This is a genomic window from Actinoplanes sp. OR16 (genome assembly GCF_004001265.1).
Taxonomy (GTDB): Bacteria; Actinomycetota; Actinomycetes; order Mycobacteriales; family Micromonosporaceae; genus Actinoplanes.
On sequence record NZ_AP019371.1, the window covers coordinates 7,366,576 to 7,384,810 of the forward strand.

Here is an 18,235-nt window from a genome sequence, read left to right on the forward strand (position 1 = left end):
CTTACCGTGTGCCCTCCAGCAGGTCACAGCCGGGCTGCGTGGTGGCGCGGCAGAACCCAGTGGCGGCTCTCCGGGTCGTCATAGATGGTCATGTACGACCGCGACGACAGCAGCAGCCGCGTGGTGAAGGCACCGCAGAGTTCCGTCGAGGGCAACCACACGAAGATCAGCAGCACCGGTACGAGAACGATCGGGATCAGCCACGGCCAGGGGCGCAGGAGGACGGCGGCCGGGACACCGTAGACCGCCGTCGTCCACAGGTACCACAGGGTCGCCGAAGCGGACCCCTCATAGCGCCAGAAGATCCCGGACGCCATCGCCGACCAGAACGGCCCGATCAGGGTCGGCCCGGCGGGGACCGGGGCCGGAACCAGGTAGCGCCACCAGCTCGGCCGGTGACCGTAGAGATGATTCAGGTACTGCCCGGCCGCCCGCCGGATGATCCAGCGGACGACAGCCGTGAAGGCGATGATGCCGATGCCGGCGCCGACGTACGCATTCGGGTTCGGCACCTCGAGTACGTCGGTGAGCACCAGGATCCCCACGGCCGTGGTCCCTACCAGAGCCCCGATGATTCCACCCCAGGCCAGCATCGAAGCCCATCGGTACGGGCTGATTCGCGACCACAGCGGCGCCGTCTCGATCAGCGCGAGGGGGCGGCCCGGCGCCGTCAACGCCTTCAGGTAGAGGTTCTTGCGCGGGAAACGCTCCAAGATCCGCAGGGAGTTGGCCAAACCCAGCAGCGTCACCAGGTTGGCGTCCGGCGGGAGACCCTTCTTGAGCGGGTAGGCGGTGGTCCGGTCCTCCAGGGTCGACCAGTTAGCCGTGGCGGGTGGCAGCCGATCCAGCTCCGCCGCGCAGTCCGCGTTCATCGCCAGCACGAGCAGCCGTCCGACGATGTCACGTACCACTCGGCGGTTCCGGTCGATGCCGGGGATGCTGAGGCAGTGCCAGAGCGGGGCGACCAGGGACGGCTCGTCGTCCGGCATCGTCGACGTGAGCAGGCTGATCGCCTCGGCCATCTCCGCGGTGGCGTGCTGTGACATGGCGAGCAGCACCTTGCCGGCTACCGGCGACTGCCCGCCGAACAGCGCGGTGACGATCCGCCGCTGGTACTCGCGGTCGGTGTGGTGAGCCGTCCACAACAGGCCCTGCACCAGGGCGTCGAAGGCGAGGTCCCGGGTCGCTGCGACCGGCGACTTCACCGCTTCGACGATCGCGGGCAGCAGGAGATGCGTGTCCTGCCCGATCATCACGCGCGCGCGGGCCCTGTCGATCAGGTCCTTCGCGATGTCGGCGGAGACCTCGGCCATGGCCAGGCAGTGGCAGGCCAGTTCCAGATGCTCGCCGGCGAGGCGGGTCAGGAACGGCTCGAGGTAGCGGTGCCCGGCGCCGCAGAACAGGACGGCGACCTGCCACCACTGGGGGTCGCCGGCGCGGTCCAGCAGGAACCGGTAGCCGTTCTGCGGATCGCGGACCAGCTGGGCGGCTGCCAGGTGTTCGTGCAGCGCCCGGTGCGCGAAGGCGTAGTGGCCGTCCTCGCTGGTCTGCGCGAGCAGCCCGGATCGGTCGATGATCTCATTGATGAAGGCTTTTCCGTCCTGAACCCGCGGCATGGTCCGGCCGCAGACCGCGAAGAAGTCGATCAACTCGGCATAGGTGAAGTCGGCGAACGGCGACGCCCGGGTCTCCGCGAGGTGCAGGGCCAGCTCGCGCAGGTAGCGGTGTTTGTCGTCGGCGCGGTACTTGTTCTGCCGCAGCTGGCCCTCGGCCTTGAAGTCGTGCCGGCGCAGCAGCTCGCGGACCATCTCGTCGTAGAAGTCGTCGACCGAGTTCGGGATCTCGTAGCCGACCAGTTGGGTGTACAACCCGAGGGAGATGGTCAGGACCAGCGGCACCCGGTGCATGTCCCATGTGCCGGAGGCCCGCACGTCGGCGAGGAACGCCTCGCGGGACCGGTGCGCGGTGAACTGCGAGGCCCGACGGTCCACGAACCGGGTGATCTCCGCGTCGCGCAGCGGGGCGATCACGTACGACAGGGCGGAGAACCAGCCGGACCAGTCGTCCTCGATCTGCCGGTAGTTCTGCCGGCGGCAGGTGATCACCACGCGGGCCAGCCCGGTCGGCAGATCCGCGTCCTCGTCCGCGGTGACGAACCGATGGACGGCGACCCGGACCGCGTCGTAGGTCGGCTGGGCCACCTCGTCGAGGCCGTCCAGCAGCACCACGATGCGGCCGCGCCGGAGCAGACGCCGGAACAGCGCCCGCGGATTGCCGTGGCCGGTGCGCTTGGCCAGCACGTCGAGGATGTGATCCTCCAGCTTGCCGCCGCGAGCGAGGAAGTCGGCGATCTGGCGCAGGGTCAACAGGATCGGGATCTCACCGGTACGGCCGATCTGGTTGAGGTCGCTGTCGCCGGCGGCGCGGCGCAGGAGGCCGGCGCCGTACGCCTTCAGGAGTGTGGATTTACCTGTTCCGGGGTCACCCAGGATGACGATGCGGTGCGGCCCGGACTCGGACAGCAGAGTGGACGCGGCGACCTGCGTACCGCTGCCCTCCCCCTCGGCCTGCACCGACAGGGAGATGTACGAGTCGGCGAGGCCGAGCGTCTCCTCGCGGTTGAGATAGATGTTGCGCAGCGTGCCGTACTCGGCGAGGAACCAGGTGCGGTACCGCCGCTGCGGCCGGCCCCACGCCCGGGTCAGCCAGCCGAGCAGGTTCGCCAGTCCGGTGCGGACCTGGCGGAAGAGCAGCGCGAGCGCCGGGAGGGCGAAGGCCAGGATGATGCCGACCTCGTCGGCGCTGAGGCCGAGATGCGCCTCGAACCACTCTTCCACACGCCCCCCTGGTCTGTCGGCGCATACATTCGCAGAAGCCGCGTGAAGATCACAACGCGGAGGACCTCGATGGACGGCGGATCATCCGAGTTGGGGTGGGCGGTACAGCCGATTGACGCTGATTGATAGGGGTGCCTACGGTCGCGGGCAGTAGACGTCTTCGGGCCGGTCGTCAGTCAGTGACCGGTCGATCTCCGCATGGGACCACCAACCCCAGGAACTCCGTCCGCCACGCCGGCGCGGCGGCGTGGCGCTTCGCCGAAGGGGGCGAGGCACCACCATGGCGGCACCGAATCATGCACCGCGGAATCTCGTACGGGCGGCGACCGTCCTGCTCATGCTGGTCGTCGTCGGGCTGGCGGGCGCGCCGACGTCGCACGCCGGCGGCAAGCCCACGATCAGCAAGGAGGCGTTCGGCAGCGTCGGCGGCCAGGCCGTCGAACGGTACACGCTGACCAACGGGCGCCTGCGCGTGCGGATCCTCACCTATGGCGGGATCCTGCAGACCGTCGAGACACCGGACCGGCACGGCACGCTCACGAATGTGACGCTGGGCTTCCCCGACCTGGCCGGCTACGTCGGCAGCGGCAACCCGCCCTACTTCGGCGCGATCATCGGCCGGTACGGCAACCGTATCGCGAAGGGCACGTTCACCCTGGACGGCGTCACCCACCACCTGGCGATCAACAACGACCCGAACCACCTGCACGGCGGTGTCACGGGTTTCGACAAGCGGGTCTGGCAGGCCACGCCGCTCGTCGGGCGTGACACGGTCGGCCTGAGGCTGACGCGGACCAGCCCGGACGGCGAGGAGAGCTATCCGGGCACGCTGCGCACCACGGTCACCTACACGCTCACCCGTGACCTGGGCATCCGGATGGACTACCGGGCCACCACCGACGAGGCGACGATCGTGAACCTCACGAACCACGCCTACTGGAACCTCGGCGGCGAGGGCACCGGCACCATCGACGACCACCGGCTGCTGATCAACGCGAGCCGGTACACGCCCGTCGACGCCACGCTGATCCCGACCGGCGCGATCGACCGGGTGGCCGGCACGCCGATGGACTTCACGAAGCCGGCCGCGATCGGGGCCGGGAACAGGAGCGGTTTCCCGCAGATCGTGTACGGCCGGGGTTACGACCACAACTGGGTCCTGAACCCGTTCACCGGCCTCGGAACGGCGGCGAAGGTCACCGACCGGGGCAGCGGGCGCACGCTCACCGTGCTGACCACCGAACCCGGACTCCAGTTCTACGCCGGCAACTTCCTCGACGGGACGCTCTATGGGACGAGCGGCCGCGCGTACCGGCAGGGTGATGGTTTCGCCCTGGAGACCCAGCACTTCCCCGACTCACCGAACCACGCGAACTTCCCGTCGACCGTTCTGAGGCCCGGTGGGGTGTACGCGACCACGACCGTCTACCAGTTCGGAATCTCCCGATGAGCAGAATCCCGAAGACCGTCGACCAGGCGGTGTCCACGCTCGATCTCAACCCCGTCACCCGGCGCCGGCTGCTCTCCGGAACCGGGCTGTTCAGCGCGTCGCTGGCTGCCGGCGCCCTGCTCAGCGCGTGCAGCAGCCAGGAGGAGACGCCCACCGGCGCGACCGGCAACTTCCCGTCCACCCCGAAGTGGAGGTTCAGCTTCGTCAACCACGTGACGACGAACCCGTTCTTCACCCCCACCCAGTACGGGATGGAGGACGCCGCGACCCTGCTCGGCATCGAGAAGCCGCAGTGGACCGGGTCGCAGAACTCGATCGTGGCGGAGATGGTGAACGCGATGAACACCGCCGTCGCCGCCAAGGTGGACGGCATCGCGGTGGCGGTGGTCGACAAGGACGCCTTCAACGCCCCGGTCGGCCAGGCGCTGGACGCCGGGATCCCGGTGGTGTCGTACAACGCCGACGGCGCCCGCGGGGATCCGGGCACCGCCCGGCTCGCCTACATCGGGCAGGGCCTGTACGAGTCCGGTTACGCCCTCGGCCGGCGGGCCCTGGAGCAGGTGGAGTCGGGTCCGGTGGCCGGTTTCATCGCCACCCCGGGCGCCCTCAACATCCAGCCCCGCATCGACGGCGCCCAGCAGGCGTTCGAGGACTCCGGCAAGGCGATCACGTTCACGGCGGTGGCGACGAACGCCGACGTCACCCGCGGCCTGTCGATCATCGACGCGTACGCGCAGGGCCACCAGGACCTGGCCGGGATGCTCGCGGTCGACGCCGGGTCCACGTCGTCGGTGGGGCAGGTCGTCAAGAAGTACGACATGCGGAGCAAGGCGCTCAAGGTCGCCGGCGGTTTCGACCTGATCCCGGAGACGCTCACCGGCGTCCAGGAGGGCAGCCTCGACTACACCATCGACCAGCAGCCCTACCTCCAGGGATTCCTGCCGGTCCTCTACCTCTACCTCTACAAGCTCTCCGGCGGCCTGCTGTCGCCGGGTGAGACGAACACCGGTCTGCTGTTCGTGACGAAGGACAACGTCGGCCCGTACCAGACGACGAAGACGCGCTACCAGGGTTCCACGACCGACAAGGTGCTGGTGGAGCGCAGCGGGCCGATCGCACATGGCTGAGCTGACGGAGACGAGGCGGCGGGTGGGCCGCGTGCCCGCCCGCCGCCTGCTCGACGGTTTCCTGCGCCGGCGTGAGGCGAGCGTGCTGCTCGTCGCGCTCGGTCTGATGATCTACTTCCGGGCGGCCAGCCCGGTCTTCCTGTCCCGGGACAACCTGGTCAACATCGCGCAGGCCACCGCGCCGGTCGCGATCGTGGCGGTCGGCATCGTGCTGCTGCTGGTCAGCGGCGAGATCGACCTGTCGGTCGGCATCGTGGCGGCGCTCGCGCCCTTCCTGTTCCACTTCGCGATCGACTTCTACGGCTTCCCGGTCTTCGCCGGTCTCCTGGTGGCGCTGCTCATCTCGGCCGGGATCGGGTTGTTCAACGGCCTGGTCGTCACGAAACTGAAGGTGCCGTCGTTCGTGACCACGCTCGGCACGTTCTTCGCGGTCCAGGGCATCCTGCTGATCACCTCGCACGCCTATCCGGTGCCGATCCCGGAGCCCGCGAAGGGGACTTTCCAGACCTGGCTCGGCGCCGGGCCCTGGGCCGGCATCACGTGGGCCGTAGTCATCGTGGCCGTCTTCCACGTGGTGCTCACCCGTACCAGATGGGGATTGCACACCATCTCGGTCGGCGGCAATCCGCTCGGGGCGACCGAAGCGGGTATCCGCGCGTCCCGCATCAAGATCGGCAATTTCATGGTGACCAGCACCCTCGGCGGCCTCGTGGGGATCATGGAGGCTTTCCGGATCAACACGATCGACCCCAACATCGGGGGCGGTACGACGCTCACCTTCTACGCGATCTCGGCAGCGGTGATCGGCGGCACCGCGCTGGCCGGCGGCTCGGGCACGATCGTCGGCGCGTTCCTCGGCGCGCTGGTCCTGGCCGAACTGCAGAACGGCTTCAACCTGATCGGGTACAGCGCCAACACGATCTTCCTGATCCTGGGGCTGGCCATCCTGGTCTCGATGATCGCCAACCAGTACCTGTCCCGGCTGCGGCGCGCGGGGAGGACGTGATGGCCTCGCTCCAGGTGCGCGGCGTCGCCAAGCGGTTCGGCGCGCTCACCGCGCTGAAGGACGTGAACCTGCACGTGGACAAGGGCGAGGTCCTCGGACTGATCGGCGACAACGGCGCCGGCAAGTCCACCCTCATGAAGATCATCTGTGGCTTCCACCGGCCGGACGCCGGCCGCATCCTGGTCGACGGCGACGAGGTGACCCTGCGCAGCGTCGATCACGCCCGGTCGCTCGGGATCGACACCGTCTACCAGGACCTCGCCCTGATCAACGAGCTGTCGGTCTACCACAACATGTTCCTCAACCGGGAACTCGTCCGGTGGCCGCTGCTCAACAACCGGGCCATGCGCCAGCGCGCCGAGGAGCACCTCAGGGACATGGGGGTGAACCTGCCGGACGTCACCGTCGAGGTGGCGAAACTGTCCGGTGGGCAGCGCCAGGCCATCGCCGTGGCCCGCTCGGTCTACTCCGACGCCAGGATCCTGCTGCTGGACGAGCCCCTCGCTGCCATGGGTGCCAAGGAGGGGATGCTCATCCTCGATCTGATCCGCGACCTGAAGGAGCGCGGCGACGTCGCGGTCATCATCATCGCGCACAACTACGCGCAGGTCCTCGACGTGTGCGACCGGGTGAACCTGCTGCAGCACGGCGAGATCACCTTCGACAAGCGCGCCGCCGACACATCGCTGGAGGAGCTGACCTCACTGGTGGTCGCCGAGTACCGGCAGCGCCGTTAGGCGGCCTGTTCCCACCACGCGTCGATCTCCGGCGGGTTGTCCACGTCGACGCGCTCGCCGGGGCGCGGCACCGCCAGCTGGACGCCTCGCGCCTTCGCCTCCCGCCAGGTGCGCTCGGCCGGCTCCGACCAGCGGTGCGGCGCCAGGTCGAACGTCGCCCAGTGCACCGGGATCATCAGCCCGCCGCGGACGTCCAGGTGGGCCGTGACGCCGTCCTCGGGGAACATGTGGATGTCGGCCCAGGTGTTCGCGTACGCCCCGACCTGCACGAGCGTGACGTCGAACGGGCCGTGCTCCCGGCCGATCCCCGCGAAGCCGTCGAAATAGCCGGTGTCGCCGGAGTAGAACACGCTCCTGGCCGGGCCCTTGATCACCCAGCTGGCCCAGAGGGTTTCGTCACGGCGGATGCCGCGTCCGGAGAAATGCCGGGCGGGGGTCGCGACGAACCTGAGATTCCCGATCTGTACGTCTTCGTGCCAGTCGAGTTCCACGATCCGCTCCGCGTCGACGCCCCATCGCTGCAGATGTGCGCCGACCCCGAGCGGAACCACGAAGCGGACCGTGGAGAGACGCCGGATCGTCGGGGCGTCCAAGTGGTCGTAGTGGTCGTGCGAGATCACCACGACGTCGATCGGCGGCAGATCCTCGAGGGCCACCGGCGGCTCGTGCAACCGGCTCGGACCGGCCAGCTGCGACGGCGAGCACCGCTTGCTCCACACCGGGTCGAGCAGGACGCGGCTGCCTTCGATCTCGATGAGCGCCGACGAGTGCCCGTACCAGGTGACGTGCAGGCCGTCGGCGCTCTCCGCGCTCGCACGCACCAGCGGCACCGGCTGACGCGGCCGCCGCGCGGCGCCCCCGGTCAGCGCCTCGAAGGCGATCTTGGGCATCGCGGCGAGCGGCAGAGAGGTGTCGGTGGGCACGCTGTTGCGGAAGCGGCCGTCGCGGTACTGGGGCGAAGCCAGGAGACGTTCCTTCGCAGTCATGCTCCGAATGTAAGCGGTGATAACAATGTAGTCAACGCTCACATGAATGTAGGGTGGTCCCATGAAATGCCGCCCCTACCACCACGGGGACCTCCGCGCCACGCTGCTCACCCTCGCCGAGAACACCCTGCGCGACCGCGGCCCCGGCGAGCTGTCGCTGCGTGAGCTGGCCCGCGAGGCAGGGGTGAGCCCGGCCGCACCGAGCCGTCATTTCCGGACCAAACAGGCACTTCTGGACGCGCTGGCAGTGGCCGGCTTCGAGCGCCTCACCGCGGCGATGACGGCGACGCTCGCCTCGACCGGTTCCTCGTTCGCGGAGCAGCTGGACGCGCTGACCCGTACCTATGTGGGATTCGCTCTGAAAAACGCCGCCCTGCTGGAGCTGATGTTCGCCCGCAAGCACGACCCCGACGCCCCGGCCGAGCTGGTCGAAGCCCCGCACCGCCTCATGGACGTGGCGACCCAGGTGATCAAAGACGGTCAGATCCGCGGCGAGGTCCGCCCCGGCCCGGTCGACGTGCTGGCCGTCCCGCTGATCGCCGCGCTCCAAGGTCTCACCACCCTGGCGCTCAACGGCGGCTTCTCCCCCGCCCAGATCGACCAGAGCCTGGACGAGACGATCAGCTTCACCCTGCGGGGCTTCAAGCCTTGATCGTACGGCCGGAGCCCTCGCCCCCCGTGCCTCACGCCGAAGCGGCAACCGCACCCTGTCCGGGCAGGTAGAAGCAGAGGTCCCGGGGGACCGGCGACGTCGCGAATCCGAGCGCGTCGTGGAGGTGACAGCCGTCCGGCGACGGAAACAGGACGGCCTGGACGGCACCCTGGCCGGCGGCGGCCGCGAGCCGGACCCGGGTGAGCGCGGTCCCGATCCCGCGGCGGCGCCACGGCCCGGCGACGCAGCAGTGGACGAGCAGCACCGCGTCCTCGAAGCGGAACGAGGTACTGGCGCCGACCGGAACACCCTGATCGAAAGCAGTCCAATGCCGGACCGGCCAGTCGGGGCCGAACCCGAGCCGCGCGGCGACCTCCACGCGCTGGTCGAGTTCACCGGCCTGATCCCACCAGCCGTCGCCGGCGTAGACGCCCTGGTTCAGGCGGAGCGCAGCCTCGCTGGTGACCTCATCGACCGGCCACTCCGGCGCGGGAACCCCGGTCAGCACGCCGCCCATGTTGTGCCCGGTCCGCTCCGGCACCAGTCCCCGGTCGATCAGCCGGGCGGTCACCTGCGGGTCCGGCGCCCCGGTGAGCAGCACCGACGCGGGCACCGCCTGCTCCCGCAGCCAGGCGACCAGAGCATCCACCTCGCCGAGGTCGTGGCGGCTCGACGGGCCGAGGACGGCGCCGTTCTCGGTGTTCGAGTCCAGACCCGTCGACACCGCGAACCCTTCCCCCACGCTGATCCGGGGGAATCCAGCCGCCGCCAGGCCGCGGAACCACGCCACCTGCGCCCGCTGCGCCGCTCCGGAGATGTCCACTACAGCGCCGAGATCGTCTTCGGCGAGCGCTCCGCCCTGCTCAGCGCGCGGATGATCGTCGCCGCCCCGTGCCGGCGCGCGGCCATCGCGCAGAGGACGCTCATGACGCGGTCCAAGCCGGCAGCGGGCAGCGGCGGCGGATCCACGCCGATGCTGGCGGCCAGGTCGTCGCCGTGGACGGCCAGTTCGAGCAGCCGCGTCGTCAGATAGTCGTCGAGGGTCAGTGCCCACGGCCCGAACGGCAACTGGATCATCCGATCGGCCGGTTCATCCGGCAGCCGCCGCCGCAGGTGTTGCACAGCGGTCATCGCCTCGCCGGCCTGAACCCGGGAACCACTGAGTGCGGCATCGGCGGAGATGCGGCGGATGTACGTGTTGACCTCGCTGTCGAGATCACCGTCCGTCCAGGTGGACCGTGCGTAGTGCTCGGTCAGCGAGATCCGCTCGTGCACGATCGGCGCGTCGAGCACCGGCGGCACCTGGGTGATCTGGTTCGCCAGGTGGCTGGCGAGCGCGCCGATCCGCATCCTGGCCAGCGCGCTCGGCGCCTCCCACCCGTCCGCCACGGCGGGATCCGCCAGGAACGCCGCCGTCACCGCCGCCGCTTCGAGGTACACCTCTCTGACCGCCATCACTCCAGTGTGGCCGCTTTCCCCCCACCGCGCTGTCGGCCTTTTCAGTGACTGACGATCGGCAGCGCCACGGTCAGCGGCCACGCCACGACGACCGCGCCGACCAGGGCGATCACCCAGGCCGGCGCCGCGAACCGGTTGAGGATTGCGCTCCACAACGCCTGCCAGAGCATCAGCCCGATCAGCGGGAAGAGCGCCAGCAGCACGAACCCGTGCGTCAGCCCGGTCACGGCAGCGGCGGTCAGCACCAGGATGAAGACGCCCGTGACAGCGAGCAGACGCAGCGGATCACCGCCCGAGATGCGCTCGGACGCAGAGGCGAGCAGGCCGAACGCCAGCCAGACGACCGCCAGCAACCACCAGCGATGGCCGGTCGGCCAGGCCCAGGTCATCCCGAGGTGCACCGGCAGCGCGATCGCGACCATCGCGTAGGGCAGGGCGGGGAGGAGGCGGGTTCCGCTGATCGTTCTTCTTTCCTGGTACGGGGTGAGCCATCTCCCGCCGATCAGAAGCAGCCCCCCGGTGACGGCCGCGTAGGCGGCCACGTACCCGGCCACGGCCAGCGGCAGCCGGGTGGTCGGCAGCAGCCGCGCCACGACGGCCGCGACGCCCGCCGCCAGACCCGCGACGACCACGAGCCGCACCACCGGACCCACCGTGCGACCCGGCAGTCCCCCGGCGGGTTCCGGCCGCGGGAACGCCGGCCCGGCGAGCGCCGCGACCAGCGGGTGGAAGCCGATCAGGAAGGCGAGCACCAGCAGGCCCGCGCCGAACAGACGCCGGGCCGGGAACGGGATGGCGTCGTCGGCGCTCGGCCGGTCGAACGCCTGGTCCAGCCACGCTGCGGTCGCACGATGGGTCTCGGGGGCGTACAGGATGGAGATGTGCTCCACCCACGGCACGATCCGGGCCTCCCGGTCGGCGCGCTCCGCCGCGACGCTGGTGGCCACCTCGCGGAAGTCCGGGAACTCCAGGGCGCCCGCCATGGTGAGCAGGCGCGACGGTCGTTCGGGGGACGCCACGACCGCGCTCGGCAGGGAGATCGCCACGGTCGCCGTCACGTCGGGGTGCGCGGCCGCATAACGGGTCACCGCACCCGCGCCCATCGAATGGCCCACCAGCGCGATCTTGGAGGAGTCGACGTCCGGCAGCGACCGCAGGTGGGCCACGGCGGTGGCCAGGTCCCGCTGGAGCGCCTCAGTGGACTCGTCGGTGCCCGCCACCTGGTCCGGCAGCGGTTCCGTGTTGGCGCCGTGACCGGTGAAGTCGAGCAGAACGACCACGTAGCCACGGGACGCCAGCGTGTCACCGAACGGCGCCATCAACTTCGCCGAACCGGAGAACCCGTGCGCCACGACCACGCCGGGGTGCTTGCCGCCGTCCGCCGGGTGCACTTCGGTGAGCGGGACACCGGCCGCGATCACCTGCTCGCGGCGCAGGTCACCCCCGGACCCGGCGAGCAGCCAGCCACCGGCGACCGCGAGGACGAGAAGCAGCAGCAGCGTACGTCTCACAGAGGGTCTCCCGGCGGCGCGTCAGACGGAGACCGGATCCTATCGGCGGCGTGCACACGGCGACGGCCGGCGTCATACGATGCGACCATGGCGCGTGAGGAGTCGACCCGGGCGCGCGCCGGCTTGCTGCGGATCCGCGCGGATGCGGAGACGGAGGCGGCGACGCTCGCCGCGAGTCTCGAAGCGCTGTTCGCCGCCTCCCGCGACTCGAACGCCGACGACGAGCACGACCCCGAGGGCGCCACGATCGGCTTCGAACGCGCCCAGCTCATCGCCCTGCTGACCGCCGCCCGCGACCGGATCACCGAGGTCGACGAGGCGCTCCGCCGGGTCGGTGACGGCAGCTATGGCATCTGCGAGCGCTGCGGCCGGCCGATCGCCGCGGAGCGCCTGGAGGTCCGCCCCTTCGCCCGCCACTGCATCAGCTGCGCCTGAGCTCTACCCGCGAATGATGTCGTCGATCAATTCGGCCAGCTCGGCGGGGATCGACAGGAACGGTGAGTGCGAGCTCGCCAGGTGGCGCACGTCGCCGGTCCGCTCGGCGAACCGGGTCTGCAGCTCCACCGGCAGGGAACGGTCCTCGTCGGTGACGATGTACGTGGCCGGGACGTCGTGCCACGCCGCATGGGTGATCTCGGTGGCGAACGACGCGAGGGTCTGGTCGACCAGCTGCGATGCGGCGGCTTCCGCCTCGGCCTCGGTGAGGTCGCCGTAGAGGGCGGTTCGCGGGTCGGCGGTCAGCGCGAAGAGGCCTGAGGTGTCGGCGGGCGCGGGCATGCCGTGCAGGGTGAACATCGATTCGCCGGCGTCCGGGACGTACGCCGCCAGATAGATGATGCGCGCGACCCCGGCAGCGGCTTCGGTGACCGGGATGCCCGCGTACGAGTGGGCGACGACCACGACCGGACCCTCGATCGCGTCGATCGCCGCGCGAATCACCGCCGCGTCGTCGTGGGCGTCGCCGACCGGGTCGATGCCGGCGCTGGGCAGTTCCGGCGTGACCGTCGAATATCCGAGTCCGTGCAGCTCATCGGCGAGCTTCTTCCAGGTGGCGGGCCGGTGCCAGGCGCCGTGCACGAGCATCACCGTCGTCATGTCCACTCCGTCTCAGACATAGTGTCGGACACTGTGTCCGACGGAGAGAACCGTACAACGGGCGATCTAGGATCGGCATATGCCGTCCACCACACGCCACCCCTCGGCCGGGCCTGACCGGCGCGCCGCCGTGCAGGCCCGGATCGTGGCCGCGACCGAACGCCTGCTGGCCGGCGGCGCGACCTTCACCGAGCTGGGCGTGCAGCGCATCGCCGCCGACGCCGGGGTCGCGCGGTCGACGTTCTACCTGCACTTCCGGGACAAGAGCGAGCTGGCACTGAGCCTGGCGGGCTCGCTGGCCGGCACGGCGTTCACGATGATGGACGCGTGGGACCCGGCCGCCCCGGACGCGCTGGAGACGTTCGAGCGCTCCATGACCGGCGTGGTCCGGTTCTACCGGGAACGGGCGACGGTGCTCGCTGCGGTGCTGGAGGTGACCGCGTACGACGAGGCCGTGCGCGACGCCTGGGCCGGGCAACTCGGCCAGTTCATCGCCCTGGCCGAGAAACTGCTCATCGCCGAACAAGCCGCCGGGCGCACCACCGCCGACCTGGACGCGGCCGCCGCCAGCCGGCTGATCATCTGGGGTGGGATGCAGACGATCGCTCATCAGGTGGCGTCCGGCGATCCGGCCCAGGACGACGCGGTGGCCCGGGAGCTCGCCCGGATCCAGTGGTACGGGACGTTCCGGCGTCCCGCCTGACCCGGAGAACAGCCGGATCAGAGCGGCCCGAAGGCCTCCTCGGTGGTGACGGTCAGGTTCAGGGTCTCCAGCACCGAGAGCAGGCGGCGTTCCTCGTACCGGAAATGGTTCTCCATGATGGCGCCCACCCCCTCCAGATGGTTGCGCAGCTCCTCGGCGTCGGCGGAGCGCTGGACGGCGGCGGTCAGGCTGCCGAGCAGGTGGGCGATCATCGAATGGTCCTGTTTGAGCTGCCGCAGCACCGGGGCCAGCTCCGGGTGAGCCGCCTCGATCGCCGGGAACAGGGTGTTGTCCTCGGCGCGGTGATGGCCGTCGAGGGCGGCGCAGAAGCCGCGGCAGTAGAGCAGCAGATCGTCGATCTCGAGTGATTCACCGGCCACCCGCAGCGCCGCCCGCAGGCGGCCGTGCACGGCACGCATCTCATGAGCCCAGGCCACCAGCCTGGAGGTGTCATTTCCGGTCACGGGGAGAGAAGCTCCTCGGGTCCCACGCCTCCATGCCTGACACGGTCTGCCACCGGCACGCGACGCTGGGCATCACCATACATACTCATGACCATGACCTATCCACCCCCGCTCTACCACGGTGACAAGGGTGAGGTGTCGGCGCTGTACCGACCGGCCGGCCAGGACCCGGAGCTCGTCTATCCCAACGGGACGAGGATTCACTACCTGTCGACGGGTGAGTCGACCGGCGGGCTCTTCGGGCTGTACCGGTGGGAGTGCGGGCCCGGCGTGACCGGACCCGAGCCGCATTTCCATCACTCCCTCTCCGAGTCGTTCTACATCCTCGACGGCGTACTGCGGATCTACGACGGCGAGCGGTGGATCGACGCCGAGCCGGGTGACTACGTGCACGTGCCGCCGGGTGGGATCCACGCCTTCAAGAACCAGTCCGGGGCGCCGGTGAGGATGCTGCTGCACTTCTCGCCGGGGGCGCCGCGGGAGGGGTACTTCGAAGGGCTGACCGAGGTCGCCGAGATGACCGAGGCCGAGCGGACCGCGTTCTACCTGGCACACGACAACATCTGGCAGTGAATCTCCGGGCGTGCTCGGATGAGGGGATGCGGTTCGACCTGGAGACCAAGGCTTCGCCCGATCTGGTACGCCGGGCGCTGACCGATTTCAGCGACCGCCGGCTTCAGATCTGGGACCGCACCCTCGATCCGGCGGCGTACGAGTTGCGCGAGCTCGGTGACACGTGGGCGGTCGCCCGGGAAGGCAGTGCGCGGTCGCCGTTCTGGGTGGTCGTCCGCTACGACTGGGCGGACCCCGAGCTGATCAGCTGGACGGTGGTGGAGAGCAGTTACGGCGGTGACGGCGAGGGTTTCGTCCGGATCCTGCCGCGCGACGGCGGCGGCAGCCGGGTGCACGCCGAGTGGACCGGCAGGAACGCCCGCTCCCAGCGGCTGATGCTCTACCTGCTGCACCACCTCCCCCTCGGCCGGCTGATCGGGCGGCTGTGGGCTTCGACGCTGGATCGGTACGCCGAACAGGGCTGACCCGGTACCTTTGCTTCCCGTGTCTGATCCACTGCGCCCGCACGACCCCCGCCGGATCGGCCGATATCGGATGCTGCGGCGGCTCGGGCAGGGCGGGATGGGCACGGTGTTCCTGGCCGAGGCGCCCGGCCCGAGGCACGTGGCCGTCAAGGTGATCCGGCCCGAATACGCGCACGAGGAGCACTACCGGGCGCGGTTCCGCAGCGAGGTCAGCCGGGCACGGCAGGTGCCGCCGTTCTGCACGGCCGAGGTGCTCGACGCCGACCCGGATCACGAGACGCCGTACCTGGTCGTCGAGTACGTGGACGGGCCCAGCCTGGACGAGGTGGTCCGGGAGAACGGGCCGCTGACCGGCGGCAGCCTGCACGGCGTGGCGGTCGGGGTGGCGACCGCGCTGGCCGCGATCCACGGCGCCGGGGTGATCCACCGGGATCTGAAACCGCGCAACGTGCTGTTCGCGCTCGGCACCCCGAAGGTGATCGACTTTGGGATCGCCCGGCCCCTGGAGCCGACGAGCTTCCACACGCGGGCCGAGGAGGTGGTCGGGACACTGGCGTACATGGCGCCGGAACGCCTCGACCCGGCGACCGATCGGCTGCTCACGCCGGCCGCCGACGTGTTCGCCTGGGGTGCCGTGGTGACGTTCGCGGGGACCGGTCGCACGCCGTTCGGCGGGGACAGCCCGGGTGTGACGGCGGCCCGGATCCTGACCCAGCCGCCGCGGATCGGGGACCTGCCTCCCTATCTCGCGCAACTGGTCGTCGCGGCGCTGGACAAGGAGCCGGCGAACCGGCCGACCGCGCCCGAACTGCTCGACCGGCTGCTGGTGCCGGGAACGCCGAGCGCGCTGCCGGTCGAGTTGCGGAGAGAAGCGGTGGCCGCGCGGCGGTCAGGCCACCGCGACGGCGATGCGGCGGCCGGCCGGGGAGGCGAGCGGGACGCCCCGCCGGATGGCGCACGGGAGGCCCGGCGGGGAGGCCGCCGGCACGGGAGCTCCGGACGTACCAGGAGAATGGCCGCCGCCGCCGTGGCCGTGGCGCTCGCCGGAGCCGGCGCCGGGATCGCCTTACGCAACCGCGACGAGGCGCCCCGCGCCGCGCAGACGACGGCGGTGACCGGACCGGCCGTCTTCGACTCGCTGCGGCAACCGGGCGGCCTGTTCTCCGAGAGCGCGTCGTGCGTCTATCGGAACGGGCTGCGGGTGGCGGCCGGCGGACGGTGCGGCTCCTACCTGCACACGGTGTTCCCGGCGGCGCAGGCCGTCCAGGTCACGGCGACGCTGGCCGGCGATCGGTCGTGTGCGGCGATCTGGTTCCGGGCGACCGACCAGAACGAGGAGGACGCGTTCGCCGACGCCTACCGCGTCTCGGTCTGCCCGGACGAGGTGTCGCTGGCCGGCTCGATCGGCGGCGCCGACGACCCGATCGCCTCGGTGCGGCGAGCCACTTCTCCCGGCGCGGCACATCTGATCCAACTGGTCGCCGACGAGCGGCAGGCCACGATCACGATCGACGGCAGCCCGGCGCTCCAAGGTCTCCTCACCGCGTCCACGCTGATCAGCGGGCGGGTGCTGCTCGGAACCGCCGGACGCGGACCGGTCACGTTCACCGACCTGCGGCTACGGTCCGGCACGGACGTCACGTCACCGGCCGTGCCCGGGTTCGTCACCGGTGACGCGCAGTTCACCGCCGGCGTGCACCTGATGTCGGACCAGGACAGGGTCGCCGTGGTGGAACCGGCCACGTACCCGAGCGGCGCCGACTACTGCCGCGAGCACGGCCTCGACTCCACGGCGGCGCAGTGCGCGAAGGAGCACGTGCCGGTCCTCAGCGGCACGCAGGTGACGCTGCCGGTGGTCGCCGACCCGGTCTACCGGGACTACCGCGGTGATCCGGCGAAGTGCCGTGACCCGCGGACCCTGGCCGGGACCTGCGAGGTGCCGTTCCGCGAGTTCACCATCCTGTCGGGCGAGCCGTCGCCGTGGCCCGCGCTGGTGACGGTCCGCGGCGGGAAGGTCGCCGAGATCGCCAAGATGGGCCTGAGCTGATTAACGCTTGACTTAATTAAGTGCAGACTGAAATAGTCGGGTCGTGCACGCGTTCGACGTACTCGGTGATCCGGTCCGGCGCCGGATCCTGGAGCTGCTCGCCGACGGCGAGCAGTCCGCCGGGGTCATCAGCGAGGTCATCAGGGCGGAGTTCGGCATCTCGGCGCCGGCGGTGTCGCAGCACCTCAAGGTGCTGCGCGAGGCCGGCTTCGCCGCGGTCCGGGCCGAGGGCACCCGCCGGCTCTACGCCGTGGAGGCCGAGCCGTTGCAGGAGGCCGCCGCCTGGCTGGAACGGTTCCGCCCGTTCTGGAACCAGCGCCTCGACGCCCTGGCGACCGAGCTCGCACGAGGAAAACGATCACGATCCACGAAGGGGAACCAATGATCGACATCGATCAGGTGAACGCCACCCATCGCGCGCTCGGTGAGATGCCCGTCGCGGGTGGGGCCGGTCGCTCACTGCTGCTGCGCCGCACCTACGACGCCGCGATCGAGGACGTCTGGGACGCCTGCACCGATCCGGACCGGCTGAGCCGCTGGATGGGCGCGGTCGAGGGCGACCTCCGGCTCGGCGGCACGTTCCAGCTCAAGGACAACGCGGGTGGCGACATCCTGCGGTGTGAGCCGCCCCGGCTGCTCGCGGTGACCTGGGTGATGGGCCCGGGCATGGCGACCGAGGTCGAGGTGCGTCTGACGCCCGCCGGCGACGACCGCACCACCGTCGAACTCGAGCACTCCACCCCGGCCGAGATCCTCGACGAGCTGCTGAAGCAGTACGGTCCCGGTGGCACGATCGGCGCCGGCGCCGGCTGGGATCTCGCGGTCCTCGGCCTCGGCCTGCACCTGAGCGGCGCCGACGTCGACCCGGCCACCTGGGAGGACACCCCGGAGGCGAAGGAGTTCGCCACCCGCAGCAGCCACGCCTGGGGCGCCGTCGTCCAGCAGACCTGGGGCGGCACCGACGAGGAGATCGCGGCGGCGGTGGCGTTCAGCGTGCAGCACTACGCGCCTGAGGCGTGAGATAGGCCGCCGACCGGCCCGGCGTAGAGAACACGGACCAGCCGGCGGACTCCCATCCTTTCATGATCACGCTCGTCGAGATCCACTGAGGGGTTTCTCCGTGGG

19 protein-coding genes are annotated in these 18,235 nt (G+C 70.4%); 12 read left to right on the plus strand and 7 right to left on the minus strand.

Going from position 1 to position 18,235, the window contains the following annotated elements:
- Window positions 1-23 precede the first annotated feature (23 nt).
- Complete coding sequence (locus EP757_RS33925) at window positions 24-2,837, minus strand: NACHT domain-containing NTPase (protein ID WP_127552472.1); 2,814 nt, start codon at window positions 2,835-2,837, stop codon at window positions 24-26.
- 280 nt (window positions 2,838-3,117) lie between these two features.
- On the opposite strand from EP757_RS33925, the gene EP757_RS33930 reads away from it, so the two are divergent.
- The 4 genes from EP757_RS33930 to EP757_RS33945 are packed head-to-tail and all read left to right on the plus strand — an operon-like array spanning window position 3,118 to window position 7,157.
- Window positions 3,118-4,287 carry an aldose epimerase family protein gene (locus tag EP757_RS33930; protein ID WP_197725441.1) on the plus strand — a complete coding sequence of 390 codons (1,170 nt, stop codon included), beginning with the start codon at window positions 3,118-3,120 and terminating at the stop codon, window positions 4,285-4,287.
- Window positions 4,284-5,414, plus strand: a complete 1,131-nt coding sequence (locus EP757_RS33935) for a sugar ABC transporter substrate-binding protein (protein WP_127552473.1) — start codon at window positions 4,284-4,286, stop codon at window positions 5,412-5,414. The genes EP757_RS33930 and EP757_RS33935 overlap by 4 nt, the downstream gene beginning before the upstream one ends.
- Window positions 5,407-6,420: an ABC transporter permease gene (locus EP757_RS33940; RefSeq protein WP_127552474.1), complete on the plus strand. Its 1,014-nt coding sequence runs from the start codon at window positions 5,407-5,409 to the stop codon at window positions 6,418-6,420. Before EP757_RS33935 ends, EP757_RS33940 begins: the two co-directional genes overlap by 8 nt.
- Window positions 6,420-7,157 (plus strand): ATP-binding cassette domain-containing protein, encoded by a 738-nt coding sequence (locus EP757_RS33945; RefSeq protein WP_127552475.1) that lies wholly within the window; start codon window positions 6,420-6,422, stop codon window positions 7,155-7,157. Before EP757_RS33940 ends, EP757_RS33945 begins: the two co-directional genes overlap by 1 nt.
- Here the strand turns inward: EP757_RS33945 and EP757_RS33950 are convergent.
- Window positions 7,154-8,143, minus strand: coding sequence for an MBL fold metallo-hydrolase (locus EP757_RS33950; RefSeq protein ID WP_232050139.1), 990 nt, complete (start codon window positions 8,141-8,143; stop codon window positions 7,154-7,156). The genes EP757_RS33945 and EP757_RS33950 overlap by 4 nt on opposite strands.
- A 61-nt stretch (window positions 8,144-8,204) precedes the next feature.
- On the opposite strand from EP757_RS33950, the gene EP757_RS33955 reads away from it, so the two are divergent.
- Complete coding sequence (locus tag EP757_RS33955) at window positions 8,205-8,795, plus strand: TetR/AcrR family transcriptional regulator (RefSeq protein WP_127552477.1); 591 nt, start codon at window positions 8,205-8,207, stop codon at window positions 8,793-8,795.
- A 31-nt stretch (window positions 8,796-8,826) separates the two neighbouring features.
- On the opposite strand, the gene EP757_RS33960 is transcribed toward EP757_RS33955, so the two are convergent.
- From EP757_RS33960 to EP757_RS33970, 3 genes are read right to left on the minus strand one after another with little or no spacing between them, the layout of a single operon-like run.
- Window positions 8,827-9,618: a GNAT family N-acetyltransferase gene (locus EP757_RS33960; RefSeq protein WP_127552478.1), complete on the minus strand. Its 792-nt coding sequence runs from the start codon at window positions 9,616-9,618 to the stop codon at window positions 8,827-8,829.
- On the minus strand, window positions 9,618-10,250 hold the full coding sequence (locus EP757_RS33965; RefSeq protein WP_127552479.1) for a maleylpyruvate isomerase N-terminal domain-containing protein: 633 nt from the start codon (window positions 10,248-10,250) through the stop codon (window positions 9,618-9,620). The genes EP757_RS33960 and EP757_RS33965 overlap by 1 nt, the downstream gene beginning before the upstream one ends.
- A gap of 44 nt (window positions 10,251-10,294) precedes the next feature.
- Window positions 10,295-11,764, minus strand: coding sequence for a dienelactone hydrolase family protein (locus EP757_RS33970; RefSeq protein ID WP_127552480.1), 1,470 nt, complete (start codon window positions 11,762-11,764; stop codon window positions 10,295-10,297).
- Window positions 11,765-11,851: 87 nt separating this feature from the next.
- Here EP757_RS33970 and EP757_RS33975 point away from each other — a divergent pair, with 87 nt between their 5' ends.
- Window positions 11,852-12,199, plus strand: coding sequence for a TraR/DksA C4-type zinc finger protein (locus EP757_RS33975; protein WP_127552481.1), 348 nt, complete (start codon window positions 11,852-11,854; stop codon window positions 12,197-12,199).
- Between the two features lie 3 nt (window positions 12,200-12,202).
- On the opposite strand, the gene EP757_RS33980 is transcribed toward EP757_RS33975, so the two are convergent.
- Complete coding sequence (locus EP757_RS33980; protein WP_127552482.1) at window positions 12,203-12,859, minus strand: alpha/beta fold hydrolase; 657 nt, start codon at window positions 12,857-12,859, stop codon at window positions 12,203-12,205.
- 79 nt (window positions 12,860-12,938) lie between these two features.
- Between EP757_RS33980 and EP757_RS33985 the strand changes: the two genes are divergently transcribed.
- Window positions 12,939-13,562 (plus strand): TetR/AcrR family transcriptional regulator, encoded by a 624-nt coding sequence (locus tag EP757_RS33985; RefSeq protein ID WP_127552483.1) that lies wholly within the window; start codon window positions 12,939-12,941, stop codon window positions 13,560-13,562.
- Between the two features lie 17 nt (window positions 13,563-13,579).
- Here the strand turns inward: EP757_RS33985 and EP757_RS33990 are convergent, their stop codons facing one another.
- Window positions 13,580-14,026 (minus strand): hemerythrin domain-containing protein, encoded by a 447-nt coding sequence (locus EP757_RS33990; RefSeq protein WP_127552484.1) that lies wholly within the window; start codon window positions 14,024-14,026, stop codon window positions 13,580-13,582.
- A gap of 93 nt (window positions 14,027-14,119) precedes the next feature.
- Between EP757_RS33990 and EP757_RS33995 the strand changes: the two genes are divergently transcribed.
- The 5 genes from EP757_RS33995 to EP757_RS34015 are packed head-to-tail and all read left to right on the plus strand — an operon-like array spanning window position 14,120 to window position 18,130.
- Window positions 14,120-14,599 carry a cupin domain-containing protein gene (locus EP757_RS33995; protein WP_127552485.1) on the plus strand — a complete coding sequence of 160 codons (480 nt, stop codon included), beginning with the start codon at window positions 14,120-14,122 and terminating at the stop codon, window positions 14,597-14,599.
- On the plus strand, window positions 14,596-15,063 hold the full coding sequence (locus tag EP757_RS34000; RefSeq protein WP_127552486.1) for an SRPBCC family protein: 468 nt from the start codon (window positions 14,596-14,598) through the stop codon (window positions 15,061-15,063). The genes EP757_RS33995 and EP757_RS34000 overlap by 4 nt, the downstream gene beginning before the upstream one ends.
- Before the next feature lie 19 nt (window positions 15,064-15,082).
- Window positions 15,083-17,110 carry a serine/threonine-protein kinase gene (locus EP757_RS34005; RefSeq protein ID WP_232050140.1) on the plus strand — a complete coding sequence of 676 codons (2,028 nt, stop codon included), beginning with the start codon at window positions 15,083-15,085 and terminating at the stop codon, window positions 17,108-17,110.
- A gap of 43 nt (window positions 17,111-17,153) precedes the next feature.
- A complete protein-coding gene (locus EP757_RS34010; protein WP_127552487.1) occupies window positions 17,154-17,495 on the plus strand; it encodes a helix-turn-helix transcriptional regulator in 342 nt (113 codons plus the stop codon).
- Window positions 17,492-18,130 carry an SRPBCC family protein gene (locus EP757_RS34015; protein WP_127552488.1) on the plus strand — a complete coding sequence of 213 codons (639 nt, stop codon included), beginning with the start codon at window positions 17,492-17,494 and terminating at the stop codon, window positions 18,128-18,130. Before EP757_RS34010 ends, EP757_RS34015 begins: the two co-directional genes overlap by 4 nt.
- The last annotated feature ends 105 nt before the right edge of the window (window positions 18,131-18,235 follow it).

Excerpts from the sequence above, each read along its gene's own strand:
- EP757_RS33935 (WP_127552473.1), top strand. The coding sequence starts at position 4,284 with ATGAGCAGAATCCCGAAGACCGTCGACCAGGCGGTGTCCACGCTCGAT.
- EP757_RS33940 (WP_127552474.1), top strand. The coding sequence starts at position 5,407 with ATGGCTGAGCTGACGGAGACGAGGCGGCGGGTGGGCCGCGTGCCCGCC.
- EP757_RS33950 (WP_232050139.1), bottom strand. The coding sequence starts at position 8,143 with ATGACTGCGAAGGAACGTCTCCTGGCTTCGCCCCAGTACCGCGACGGC.
- EP757_RS33955 (WP_127552477.1), top strand. The coding sequence starts at position 8,205 with ATGAAATGCCGCCCCTACCACCACGGGGACCTCCGCGCCACGCTGCTC.
- EP757_RS34015 (WP_127552488.1), top strand. The coding sequence starts at position 17,492 with ATGATCGACATCGATCAGGTGAACGCCACCCATCGCGCGCTCGGTGAG.
- EP757_RS33980 (WP_127552482.1), bottom strand. The coding sequence starts at position 12,859 with ATGACGACGGTGATGCTCGTGCACGGCGCCTGGCACCGGCCCGCCACC.
- EP757_RS33930 (WP_197725441.1), top strand. The coding sequence starts at position 3,118 with ATGGCGGCACCGAATCATGCACCGCGGAATCTCGTACGGGCGGCGACC.
- EP757_RS33995 (WP_127552485.1), top strand. The coding sequence starts at position 14,120 with ATGACCTATCCACCCCCGCTCTACCACGGTGACAAGGGTGAGGTGTCG.
- EP757_RS33965 (WP_127552479.1), bottom strand. The coding sequence starts at position 10,250 with ATGGCGGTCAGAGAGGTGTACCTCGAAGCGGCGGCGGTGACGGCGGCG.
- EP757_RS33985 (WP_127552483.1), top strand. The coding sequence starts at position 12,939 with ATGCCGTCCACCACACGCCACCCCTCGGCCGGGCCTGACCGGCGCGCC.
- EP757_RS33975 (WP_127552481.1), top strand. The coding sequence starts at position 11,852 with ATGGCGCGTGAGGAGTCGACCCGGGCGCGCGCCGGCTTGCTGCGGATC.
- EP757_RS33945 (WP_127552475.1), top strand. The coding sequence starts at position 6,420 with ATGGCCTCGCTCCAGGTGCGCGGCGTCGCCAAGCGGTTCGGCGCGCTC.